The 11,705-nt window shown below is 71.6% G+C and carries 8 protein-coding genes; 3 read left to right on the forward strand and 5 right to left on the reverse strand.

The window, feature by feature from the left end; all coding sequences use genetic code 11:
• Positions 1-474, forward strand: coding sequence for a transglycosylase SLT domain-containing protein (locus tag IF28_RS0119555; RefSeq protein ID WP_030221846.1), 474 nt, complete (start codon positions 1-3; stop codon positions 472-474).
• Here IF28_RS0119555 and IF28_RS0119560 read toward each other — a convergent pair.
• On the reverse strand, positions 438-1,307 hold the full coding sequence (locus IF28_RS0119560) for an HAD family hydrolase (RefSeq protein WP_030221849.1): 870 nt from the start codon (positions 1,305-1,307) through the stop codon (positions 438-440). The genes IF28_RS0119555 and IF28_RS0119560 overlap by 37 nt on opposite strands.
• A 284-nt stretch (positions 1,308-1,591) precedes the next feature.
• Here IF28_RS0119560 and fahA point away from each other — a divergent pair, with 284 nt between their 5' ends.
• Both fahA and IF28_RS0119570 read left to right on the forward strand, forming a co-directional pair.
• Positions 1,592-2,806, forward strand: coding sequence for a fumarylacetoacetase (gene fahA, locus IF28_RS0119565; RefSeq protein ID WP_030221852.1), 1,215 nt, complete (start codon positions 1,592-1,594; stop codon positions 2,804-2,806).
• 177 nt (positions 2,807-2,983) lie between these two features.
• Positions 2,984-3,922 carry a M56 family metallopeptidase gene (locus IF28_RS0119570; RefSeq protein WP_030221855.1) on the forward strand — a complete coding sequence of 313 codons (939 nt, stop codon included), beginning with the start codon at positions 2,984-2,986 and terminating at the stop codon, positions 3,920-3,922.
• Positions 3,923-4,398: 476 nt separating this feature from the next.
• Here the strand turns inward: IF28_RS0119570 and recQ are convergent, their stop codons facing one another.
• The 4 genes from recQ to nuoL form a co-directional block, all read right to left on the reverse strand.
• Entirely contained in the window at positions 4,399-6,330 is a 1,932-nt protein-coding gene (gene recQ / locus IF28_RS0119575) for a DNA helicase RecQ (RefSeq protein WP_420713784.1), read from the reverse strand.
• Positions 6,331-6,505: 175 nt separating this feature from the next.
• Positions 6,506-8,155, reverse strand: coding sequence for an NADH-quinone oxidoreductase subunit NuoN (gene nuoN, locus IF28_RS0119580; RefSeq protein WP_030221862.1), 1,650 nt, complete (start codon positions 8,153-8,155; stop codon positions 6,506-6,508).
• Positions 8,152-9,723, reverse strand: coding sequence for an NADH-quinone oxidoreductase subunit M (locus IF28_RS0119585; RefSeq protein WP_030221866.1), 1,572 nt, complete (start codon positions 9,721-9,723; stop codon positions 8,152-8,154). Before IF28_RS0119585 ends, nuoN begins: the two co-directional genes overlap by 4 nt.
• Before the next feature lie 5 nt (positions 9,724-9,728).
• Positions 9,729-11,693: an NADH-quinone oxidoreductase subunit L gene (nuoL, locus tag IF28_RS0119590; RefSeq protein ID WP_030221869.1), complete on the reverse strand. Its 1,965-nt coding sequence runs from the start codon at positions 11,691-11,693 to the stop codon at positions 9,729-9,731.
• Between the last annotated feature and the right edge of the window lie 12 nt (positions 11,694-11,705).

An 11,705-nucleotide genomic window follows, 5' to 3' on the forward strand; every position in this document is an offset into this window, starting at 1 on the left:
ATGCCCGCTTCCGCTCGTCACCGCCGTCTCGTCCGCTCCCTCGCCGTCGCCGGAACCGGCGTCGCCGTGGTCGCCCTGCCGCTGTTCGGTGCCACCGCCGCCTCCGCGGCCACCACCGGCACGACCACGACCGCCGCCTCCGTCACGGCCTACCCGGACAACCTCGACGGCTGGATCCGCGAGTCGCTGTCGATCATGGCGCAGAACGGCATCCCGGGCAGTTACGAGAGCATCCACCGCAACATCATGCGCGAGTCCTCCGGCAACCCGTTCGCCATCAACAACTGGGACTCCAACGCCGCCGCGGGCACCCCGTCGAAGGGTCTGCTGCAGGTCATCGACCCGACCTTCGCGGCCTACCACGTGGCCGGCACCGCCTTCGACCCGTACGACCCGGTCGCGAACATCACGGCGGCCTGCAACTACGCGGCCGACCGCTACGGCTCCATCGACAACGTCTTCGGCGCGTACTGAGCCACCCGGGGACCAGGCACCCCCGCCCCGCCGAACAGTCGCTCGAGGACGACGGCCACGCCGTCGTCCTCGTTCGACGTGGTGACCTCGTCCGCGACCGCCTTCAGTTCGGGATGCGCGTCGGCCATGGCGACACCGTGGGCCGCCCAGTCGAACATGGGGATGTCGTTCGGCATGTCACCGAAGGCGATGGTCCGCTCCGGGCCCACCCCCAGTTCCCCGGCGGCCAGCGCGAGCCCGGTCGCCTTGGTCACCCCGCACGGCTGGAGCTCCACCGTGCCGGGACCCGACATGGTGACCGTGGCCAGTGAGCCCACCACCGCCCGGGCCACCGCCGCCAGCTCGTCGTCCGACAGCTCCGGATGGCGCAGCAGCACCTTGCTGATCGGGCGGTCCCACAGCTCCCGGCGCCGCCCGACCCGCACCGCGGGCAGGGTCGGGTGCGGCATCAGATAGCCGGGCTCGATCAGCGTCAGCCCGTCGACCCCGTCCTGGTCGACCGCGGCGTACACCTCCCCCACCTCGGCCTCGATCTTGCCGAGGGCGGTCTCCGCCAGTTCCCGGTCCAGCGTGACCGACCACAGCAGCCGGTCCGCGCCGGCGTCGTACACCTGCGCGCCCTGTCCGCACACCGCGAGCCCCGTGGAGCCGAGGTCGTCCAGGAGCGCCCGCACTCTGGGGGCCGGCCGCCCCGTCACCACGAGGTGCCGCGCACCCGCCCGGCCCGCCCGCGCGAGCGCGGCGAGGGACCGGTCGGAGAGGGTGTCGTCGCCGCGCAGCAGCGTCCCGTCCAGGTCGGTGGCGATGAGTGAATACGCGGTGGGTGCGGCCATGATCAGAGAATACGGACAACACGACCGTCCGATTCACCGTGCCCGCATCCGCTCGCTTCGGTGCGATTCCCCTTCCCTCGATGCCGGTCAAGGACCGTTTCGGGCCCCTTTCCCCGATTGCCTCGAACATGGTCCGCCGTCCGCCCCCGCCACGACGCGGTGCGAGAGGAAGCGCGGGTGCGCCACCACGCCGGCTCTGCCCAAGACCGCCGTCGCACCCGTAACGTGTGGCACGGCCACAGACACGTGGAGCACCTGCGCACACGAAAGCGAGGCAGCACCCGATGCCCCCCTTCGATGTACCCGAGGGCGATCCCTTCGGCCCGCACAACCTGCCGTACGGCGTGTTCTCGCCCCCCGGTTCGTCGGAGCGGACCGTGGGCGTCCGGCTCGGCGACCACGTCCTCGACGCCGGCGCCGCGGCACACGCTCTGGGCTCGCCGTACGCCTCCCTGCTCGCCCGCCCGAGCCTCAACCCACTGCTGGCGGCGGGCCGTACGGCCTGGTCGGACGTGCGGCGGGCGCTCACGGCGTGGGTGACCGTACCGGCGCACCGGGAGACCGTCGGCCCCCTGTTCCACCCGCTGTCCGAGGTGACCCTGCACCTGCCCTTCGAGGTCGCGGACTACGTCGACTTCTACGCCTCGGAGAACCACGCCCGGAACGTCGGCCAGATCTTCCGCCCCGACGCCGCCGACTCCCTCACCCCCAACTGGAAGCATCTCCCGATCGGTTACCACGGCCGCGCCGGCACCGTCGTGGTGTCCGGCACCGATGTCGTACGCCCCTCGGGCCAGCGCAAGGCACCCGCGGACGCCGCACCGGTGTTCGGGCCGTCCGTCCGGCTGGACATCGAGGCCGAGGTCGGCTTCGTGGTCGGCGCCCCGTCACAGCTGGGCCGGCCGGTGCCGCTCGCCGACTTCCGCGACCACGTCTTCGGCCTCTGCCTCCTCAACGACTGGTCCGCGCGCGACGTCCAGGCCTGGGAGTACGTGCCCCTCGGCCCGTTCCTCGGCAAGTCGTTCACCACCTCGGTGTCGGCCTGGATCACCCCGCTGGACGCCCTGGACGCCGCCCGCGTCGCGCCGCCCGGGCGCACCCACGCACTGCTGCCCTACCTGGACGACACGGACGAGGAGCCCGGCGGCTACGACCTGCGGATCACCGTCACGGTCAACGGCCACACCGTCTCCGAGCCGCCCTTCTCCACCATGTACTGGACGGCCGCGCAACAGCTCGCCCACATGACCGTCAACGGCGCCTCGCTGCGCACCGGCGACCTGTACGGCTCCGGCACGGTGAGCGGCCCCTCCGAACGGGAGCGCGGCTCGCTGCTCGAACTGACCTGGAACGGCCGCGACGCCCTCGAACTCCCCGACGGCAAGCGGACGTTCCTGGAGGACGGTGACGTGGTGACGCTGTCGGCCTGGGCGCCCGGACCGGACGGCGTCCGCGTGGGCCTCGGTGAGGTCACGGGACGGGTGACCCCCGCGGTGTGACCCGTCAGGCCCTCACCGATCCTCGCCGACCCCTGACCCGCACCGCCCCGCGCCGTCATAATCGGAGTGGGGCGGTGTGCGCGTTCGCACCGCACTCCCCCTGTACGCCCCCGCACCATCGCACGCCCCAGCACGCCCCGAAGCCGCCCTCTTCCGACAGGATCCGGAGCCCGTGGCATGACCGTCTGCCTGCTCCTGCTGAGCGTTGTCGCCGTGACGGCCGCCGTGCCCGTCCCCCGGGCGCTGACCCGGGCCAAGTGGCCGGAACGGGAGCCGGTGGTCGCCCTGTGGGTGTGGCAGTGCCTGGTCGCCACCGTCCTGCTGTGCTGTGTCACCGCTCTCGCCCTGGGCGCCGCCGCCGTCTTCGGCACCGTCCGCGCCCAGCTCTTCGCCCCGGCCCCGCCCGCCGTCACCGCCGCGTACAACCTGTCCGCCGCCTCGCCCTGGACCGTGGCCCTCACCCTGCTGCTCGCCTGCGGCGCCGCGTGGACGACCGCCATGCTCGGGCGTGAACTGGCCGAGGCCCGTCGTCGGCGCACCCGCGCCCGGGAGCAGCTGCGCGAACGCGCCCCGGACCTGCCGGCCGGCCTGCCCCAGGCCCGCGGTCCCCTGCTGGTGCTGGAGGACGAGTATCCCGACGCCTGGTGGATGCCGGGCAGCCCGCCCCAGCTGATCGTCACCACCGGCGCCCTGCAGCGCCTCACCGACCATCAGCTGGACGCCGTCCTCACCCATGAGCGCGGCCACGCCCGTGCCCGTCACGACTGGCTGCTCCACCTCTCCACCGCGCTGGCCACCGGCTTCCCCCGCATCCCCCTGTTCGCGCACTTCTGCGACCAGACCCACCGCCTGGTCGAACTGTCCGCCGACGACACGGCCTCCCGCCGCTGCGGCCACCTGACCACGGCCCTGGCCCTGATCGAGCTCAACCAGCACCGGGGCGTCCTCTCCTGCGCCTCCAGCCACCGCCTGCTCGGCGAACGCGTCGACCGCCTCCTCGCGCCCCCGCCCCGCCTCACCCGCCACCACCGCGCCCTGACGACGGCGGCGGCGGCGCTGGTCCCCTTGGTCCCCTTGCTGATCACCTTCGCACCGGCCCTGACAGCCCTGCCGTAACCGCCCACGCGGCCGCAGCCCGCGCAGCTGCGGGCAGCCGCACCGCCACAGCCCACGCAGTCCGCCTAGCTGCGGGCAGTCGTGCCGCTGGGGCGGCACGGGTGGGCGCAGCGGCACCCCCTCCAGGGGGGCGAGCGCACACCCACCCCCGCCCAGCAGCTGCCCGGGGTGACGGCTGAGCGGGGGGACATCGCGCAACCCGGCGCTTACGGGGTGCCGTCGCGCCCACCCGTGCCGCCCTGCGGCACGCCTGCCCGCGGAGTGCGGAGGGCAGCGCCAGTCACGCGGCGCGCGGATCGGCGGGAGCGGCGGCGGCAGGCGCGCGGGGCGCGGATCGGCGGCGGCAGGCACGCGACGCGCGCGGGCGCGCAGCCCGACAGGCGCGGCGCAGCGCGGCAGACGCGGGCCGCGGCAGGCACGCGGCGCGCGTGGGTGCGCGCAGCGCGGCAGGTGCGGACGCTCGGGGCGCGGGGCGTCTACTCCCAGTCGTCGGGCTGGGGTTCCTCCTCCGGCCAGTCGTCCGGGCGCCCCACATCCTCGGGCACGCCGCCGGCGTCCCCCGGCGCGGTCAGCCCGGCCAGCACACCCACCACGCCCTCCCCGTACGTCGCCAGCTTCTTCTCCCCTACCCCGCTGATCCCGCCGAGCTCGGCCACCGACGTGGGCCACACCGTGGCGATCTCCCGCAGCGTGGCGTCATGGAAGATGACGTACGCCGGGACGCCCTGCTCACGGGCCTGCTCGGCGCGCCAGGCGCGCAGCGCCTCGAACGCGGGCTGAAGCTCCTCGGGCAGCTCGGCCGCGGCCGCCTTGGCCTTGCGCTCGCCCCGGCCGCCCGCGCCCCGGGCCGCCGTCGGCTTCTTCGGCTCCTTCCGCAACGACACCTCCCGCTCCCGCCGCAGCACCGCCCCGCTCTCCTCGGTCAGCACCAGCGTGCCGTACTCCCCCTCCACGGCGAGCAGCCCCTGCGCCAGCAACTGCCGTACGACGCCCCGCCACTCGGCCTCGCCGAGCTCCTCACCGATGCCGAACACCGACAGCTGGTCGTGGTCGAACTGGATGACCTTGGCCGTACGCCGCCCCAGCAGGATGTCGACGATCTGCACCGCGCCGAACTTCTGCCCGCGCTCCCGCTGCAGCCGCACCACCGTGGACAGCACCTTCTGCGCCGCGACGGTCCCGTCCCAGCTCTCCGGCGGGGTGAGGCAGGTGTCGCAGTTGCCGCAGCCCGTCGGGTCCGGGTCCTGGCCGAAGTAGGCGAGAAGCTGGCCGCGCCGGCACCGCACGGTCTCGCACAGGCCGAGCATCGCGTCGAGGTGCTGGTTGGCCCTCCGGCGGAACGCCTCGTCGCCCTCCCCGGACTGGATCAGCTTGCGCTGCTGTATGACGTCGTTCAGCCCGTAGGCCATCCACGCCGTGGACGGCAGCCCGTCCCGGCCCGCACGTCCCGTCTCCTGGTAGTAGCCCTCGACCGACTTGGGCAGATCGAGGTGGGCGACGAAGCGGACGTCGGGCTTGTCGATGCCCATGCCGAACGCGATGGTCGCCACCACGACCAGGCCCTCCTCGCGCAGGAACCGCGACTGGTGCGTGGCGCGCGTCCTCGCGTCCAGGCCCGCGTGGTACGGCACCGCCTCGACGCCGTTGCGGGAGAGGAACTCGGCGGTCTTCTCCACCGAGTTGCGCGACAGGCAGTAGACGATGCCCGCGTCCCCGGCGTGCTCCCCGCGCAGGAAGCTCAGCAACTGGTTCCTGGGGTCCGCCTTGGGCACGATCCGGTACTGGATGTTGGGCCGGTCGAAGCTCGCCACGAAGTGCCGGGCGTCCGGCATGCCGAGGCGCTCGGTGATCTCCCGGTGCGTGGCGTGCGTCGCCGTGGCCGTCAGCGCGATACGCGGTACGTCCGGCCAGCGCTCGCCGAGCACCGACAGCATGAGGTAGTCCGGCCGGAAGTCGTGCCCCCACTGGGACACGCAGTGCGCCTCGTCGATCGCGAAGACGGAGATCTTGCCGCGTGACAGCAGGTCCTGGGTGCTGTCGAGGCGCAGCCGCTCCGGCGCGAGATACAGCAGGTCCAGCTCGCCGGCGAGGAACTCCGCCTCGACGGTCCGCCGCTCGTCGAAGTCCTGCGTGGAGTTCACGAACCCGGCCCGCACGCCCAGCGCCCGCAGCGCGTCCACCTGGTCCTGCATCAGCGCGATCAGCGGGGAGACGACCACTCCCGTCCCCGGCCGGACCAGGGCCGGGATCTGGTAGCACAGCGACTTTCCGCCACCGGTCGGCATGAGCACCACGGCGTCGCCGCCCGTGACCACATGCTCGATGACCGCTTCCTGCTCACCGCGGAAGGCCTCGTACCCGAACACGCGGTGCAGCGCGGCCAGCGCCTCACTCTCCGTCACTGCCATTCCGCCACTACCGCCCATCACCGGTGCCCCCCGAAAGCCGTCCCTCGACCACTGCCTCCACGATAGGGGTCCGCACCGACAGCCTCCGGAGTTGTCCACAGGCCCATCCGTACGCCGACGGCGGCCCGGCCCCCCGAAGGGTGCCGGGCCGCCGTCGGCGTACCGAACCGAGCGATCAGCGCACGAACACTCCCGCGTCCCCCGCCAGCTCCAGGAAGTACTGGGGTGCCACGCCCAGCACCACCGTGACCGCCACGCCGACCGCGATCGCCGTCATCGTCAGCGGTGACGGCACCGCGACGGTCGGGCCCTCGGGTCGCGGCTCGCTGAAGAACATCAGGACGATCACACGGATGTAGAAGAACGCCGCGATGGCCGACGAGATCACACCGACCACGACCAGCGGGGCGGCCCCGCCCTCCGCCGCCGCCTTGAACACGGCGAACTTCCCGGCGAAGCCGGAGGTCAGCGGAATGCCCGCGAAGGCCAGCAGGAACACCGCGAACACCGCCGCCACCAGCGGGGAGCGCCGGCCGAGTCCCGCCCACTTCGACAGGTGCGTCGCCTCACCGCCGGCGTCCCGCACCAGCGTGACCACCGCGAAGGCGCCGATCGTCACGAACGAGTACGCCGCCAGATAGAACAGGACGGACGAGATGCCGGACGGCGTGGTCGCGATGACACCCGCGAGGATGAAGCCCGCGTGCGCGATCGACGAGTACGCCAGCAGCCGCTTGATGTCGGTCTGGGTGATCGCCACGATCGCACCGGCCAGCATGGTGACGATGGTGACGGCCCACATGACCGGCCGCCAGTCCCAGCGCAGGCCCGGCAGCACGACGTAGAGGATCCGCAGCAGCGCGCCGAACGCGGCCACCTTGGTCGCCGACGCCATGAAGCCGGTCACCGGCGTCGGGGCGCCCTGGTACACATCGGGTGTCCACATGTGGAAGGGGACGGCGCCGACCTTGAACAGCAGGCCCATGACCAGCAGCGCGGTGCCGATCAGCAGCAGCGCGTCGTTGCCCATGGTGCCGGCGAGCGCCGGGCTGACGTCCTGGACCGTGCCGTCGACGACCTGCGCGATCGTGGCGTACGACATCGAGCCCGAGTAGCCGTACAGCAGGGCGATGCCGAACAGCGTGAACGCGGAGGCGAACGCGCCGAGCAGGAAGTACTTGACCGCGGCCTCCTGCGACATCAGCCGCTTGCGGCGGGCCAGCGCGCACATCAGGTACAGCGGGAGCGAGAGGACCTCGAGCGCCACGAACAGCGTCAGCAGGTCGTTGGCCGCCGGGAAGACCAGCATGCCGGCGACGGCGAAGAGCAGCAGCGGGAACACCTCGGTGGTGGTGAACCCGGCCCTGACCGCCTGCTTCTCGCCCTCGCTGCCCGGTACGGCCGCGGCCTGCGCGGCGAACGAGTCGACCCGGTTGCCGTGCGCCTCCGGGTCGAGCCTGCGCTCGCCGAAGGTGAACAGGGCGACCAGCGCCGTCAGCAGGATCGTGCCCTGGAGGAACAGGGCCGGCCCGTCGACGGCGATGGCGCCCATCGCCGCGATGCCCGCCTTCGTCGTGCCGTAGCCGTCGGCGGCGAGCGCCACGACCGCGGCGAACGCGGCGGCCAGGGCGACCACGGCGACACACATCTGCGCGTGGTAGCGCGACCTGCGCGGGACGAACGCCTCGACCAGCACCCCGACGAGCGCCGCTCCGACGATGATCAGGGTGGGCGCGAGCTGCCCGTATTCGATCTTCGGCGCGTCGATCTTGGAGATCGGGTCGGCCGCCGTTGTCCACAGGCTGTGGACGGCTGTTGCGCTCACTTGGCCGCCTCCACCTCGGGCCGGGGGTCCTGCTTCTGTACGTCGGACATGGTGTGCTTCACCGCCGGGTTCACGACGTCCGTGAGGGGCTTCGGATAGACGCCGAGGAAGACCAGCAGCACGACCAGCGGCGCCACCACGGCGATCTCCCGCACCCGCAGATCGGGCATCGCGGAGACCTCGGGTCTCACCGGACCGGTCATCGTCCGCTGGTAGAGGACGAGGGTGTAGAGCGCGGCGAGGACGATGCCGAAGGTCGCGATGATGCCGATCACCGGATAGCGCGTGAACGTGCCGACCAGGACCAGGAACTCACTGACGAAGGGCGCGAGCCCCGGCAGTGAGAGGGTCGCGAGTCCGCCGATCAGGAACGTGCCGGCGAGCACCGGGGCCACCTTCTGCACACCGCCGAAGTCGGCGATGAGCCGCGAGCCGCGCCGCGAGATCAGGAATCCGGCGATCAGCATCAGCACGGCGGTCGAGATGCCGTGGTTGACCATGTAGAGCGTCGCTCCGGACTGGCCCTGGCTGGTCATCGCGAAGATGCCCATGATGATGAAGCCGAAGTGCGAGATCGACGCGTACGCGATCAGCCGCTTGATGTCGCGCTGGCCGACCGCGAGCAGGGCGCCGTAGATGATGCTGATGACCGCCAGGACGAGAACGGCGGGCGTCGCCCACTTGCTGGCCTCCGGGAACAGTCCGAGGCAGAAGCGGAGCATCGCGAAGGTGCCCACCTTGTCGACGACCGCCGTGATGAGCACGGCCACCGGGGCGGTGGACTCCTGCATGGCGTTGGGCAGCCAGGTGTGCAGCGGCCACAGCGGCGCCTTCACCGCGAAGGCGAAGAAGAAGCCGAGGAACAGCCAGCGCTCGGTGTTCGTCGCCATGTCCAGCGAGCCGTTGGCGCGGGCCTCGGCGATCTCCGGGAGCGAGAAGTTCCCGGCGACGACGTACAGGCCGATCACGGCGGCCAGCATGATCAGACCGCCGGCCAGGTTGTAGAGGAGGAACTTCACCGCCGCGTACGACCGCTGGGTCGCCGCCGTCTCCTCGCCGTGCTCGTGGGCACGGTCCCCGAAGCCGCCGATCAGGAAGTACAGCGGGATCAGCATGGCTTCGAAGAAGATGTAGAAGAGGAAGACGTCGGTGGCCTCGAAGGAGATGATCACCATCGCCTCGACGGCCAGGATCAGGGCGAAGAAGCCCTGCGTCGGCCGCCACCTCTTGTTCCCCGTCTCCAGCGGGTCGGCGTCGTGCCAGCCCGCGAGGACGATGAACGGGATCAGCAGGGCGGTCAGCGCGATCAGCGCGACCGCGATGCCGTCCACACCCAGCTCGTAGCGCACGCCGAAGTCCGCGATCCAGGCATGGGACTCGGTGAGCTGGTAGCGGTCGCCGTCCGGGTCGAACCGGACCAGGACGACGATCGCCAGCACGAGCGTGGCGAGCGAGAACAGCAGGGCCAGCCACTTGGCGGCCGTGCGCTTCGCGGCCGGTACCGCGGCCGTGGCGATCGCCCCGATGGCCGGGAGCACCGCCGTCGCTGTCAGCAGAGGAAAGGACATCGGTATCAGACCGCCCTCATCAGCAGGGTCGCGGCGACCAGAACCGCCGCGCCCCCGAACATCGAGACCGCGTAGGACCGCGCGAAGCCGTTCTGCAGCCTGCGCATCCGCCCGGACAGGCCGCCCATGGAGGCCGCCGTGCCGTTGACGACCCCGTCGACCAGGGTGTGGTCGACGTACACCAGCGAGCGGGTGAGGTGCTCACCGCCGCGGACCAGGACCACATGGTTGAAGTCGTCCTGGAGCAGATCGCGCCGGGCGGCCCGGGTGAGCAGCGAGCCGCGCGGGGCGACGGCGGGCACCGGACGGCGCCCGTACTGGGCCCAGGCGATCGCCACGCCGACGACCATCACGGCCACCGTGGACGCGGTCACCGTGGTCGCGCTGATCGGCGCGTCCCCGTGGGAGTGCCCGGTGACGGGCTCCAGCCAGTGCACGAAGCGGTCGCCGATACTGAAGATCGCGCCGGCGAAGACCGACCCGAAGGCGAGCACGATCATCGGAATCGTCATGCTCTTCGGCGACTCGTGCGGGTGCGGCGGCTCGTAGGCGCCGCGCGTCTCGGCGGCGGGCTCCACGTCCGGCGCGGCCGGGGACGGCGTCGGGGCATTGCGCCAGCGCTCCTCGCCGAAGAACGTCATCAGCATCACGCGTGTCATGTAGTACGCGGTGATGGCCGCGCCCAGCAGGGCGCAGGCGCCGAGGATCCAGCCCTCGGTGCCGCCCTTGGCGAACGCCGCCTCGATGATCTTGTCCTTGGAGAAGAAGCCGGACAAGCCCGGGAAGCCGATGATCGCGAGGTAGCCGAGGCCGAAGGTGACGAAGGTGACCGGCATGTACGTGCGCAGTCCGCCGTAGCGGCGCATGTCGACCTCGTCGTTCATGCCGTGCATCACCGAGCCGGCGCCGAGGAACAGCCCGGCCTTGAAGAAGCCGTGCGTCACCAGGTGCATGATCGCGAAGACATAGCCGATGGGGCCGAGGCCGGCGGCGAGGACCATGTAGCCGATCTGCGACATGGTCGAGCCGGCCAGCGCCTTCTTGATGTCGTCCTTCGCGCAACCGACGATCGCACCGAACAGCAGCGTGACGGCGCCGACGATGGTGACGACCAGCTGTGCGTCCGGGGCGCCGTTGAAGACGGCCGCGGAGCGGACGATCAGGTACACGCCCGCCGTCACCATGGTCGCCGCGTGGATCAGGGCCGAGACGGGGGTCGGGCCCTCCATCGCGTCCCCGAGCCAGGACTGCAGCGGCACCTGGGCGGACTTGCCGCACGCGGCGAGCAGCAGCATCAGCGCGATCGCGGTGAGCTTGCCCTCACCGGCCTGGCCCGCGAGTCCGGCCTCCCCGTGGCCGCCGAGCACCGGCCCGAAGGCGAAGGTCCCGAACCACAGGAACATCAGCATGATCGCGATGGACAGGCCCATGTCGCCGACCCGGTTGACCAGGAAGGCCTTCTTCGCGGCCGTGGCCGCGCTGGGCTTGTGCTGCCAGAAGCCGATCAGCAGGTAGGAGGCGAGACCGACGCCCTCCCAGCCGACGTACAGCAGCAGGTAGTTGTCGGCGAGGACGAGGATCAGCATCGCCGCGAGGAACAGGTTCAGATAGCCGAAGAAGCGGCGGCGCCGCTCGTCGTGCTCCATGTACCCGATGGAGTACAGGTGGATCAGCGAGCCGACGCCGGTGATCAGCAGGACGAACGTCATCGACAGCTGGTCGAGCCGGAAGGCGACGTCCGCCTGGAATCCCTCCACCGGGATCCAGCTGAACAGATGCTGCGTGACCGTGCGTTCCTCGGCGCCCTTGCCGAGCAGATCGGTGAACAGCACCAGGCCGAGCCCGAAGGAGACGGCCGCGAGCAGCGTGCCGATCCAGTGGCCCACGGCGTCCAGCCGGCGTCCGCCGCACAGCAGGACCACCGCTCCGAGCAGGGGCGCCGCCACCAGCAGCGCAATCAGGTTCTCCACGATTCAGCAGCC

It is taken from the genome of Streptomyces sp. NRRL WC-3626 (assembly GCF_000718785.1).
Taxonomy (GTDB): domain Bacteria; phylum Actinomycetota; class Actinomycetes; order Streptomycetales; family Streptomycetaceae; genus Streptomyces; species Streptomyces edwardsiae.

Coding starts and splice junctions, on each gene's coding strand:
- IF28_RS0119570 (WP_030221855.1), top strand. CDS start 2,984: ATGACCGTCTGCCTGCTCCTGCTGAGCGTTGTCGCCGTGACGGCCGCC.
- recQ (WP_420713784.1), bottom strand. CDS start 6,330: ATGGCAGTGACGGAGAGTGAGGCGCTGGCCGCGCTGCACCGCGTGTTC.
- IF28_RS0119560 (WP_030221849.1), bottom strand. CDS start 1,307: ATGGCCGCACCCACCGCGTATTCACTCATCGCCACCGACCTGGACGGG.
- IF28_RS0119585 (WP_030221866.1), bottom strand. CDS start 9,723: ATGTCCTTTCCTCTGCTGACAGCGACGGCGGTGCTCCCGGCCATCGGG.
- fahA (WP_030221852.1), top strand. CDS start 1,592: ATGCCCCCCTTCGATGTACCCGAGGGCGATCCCTTCGGCCCGCACAAC.
- IF28_RS0119555 (WP_030221846.1), top strand. CDS start 1: ATGCCCGCTTCCGCTCGTCACCGCCGTCTCGTCCGCTCCCTCGCCGTC.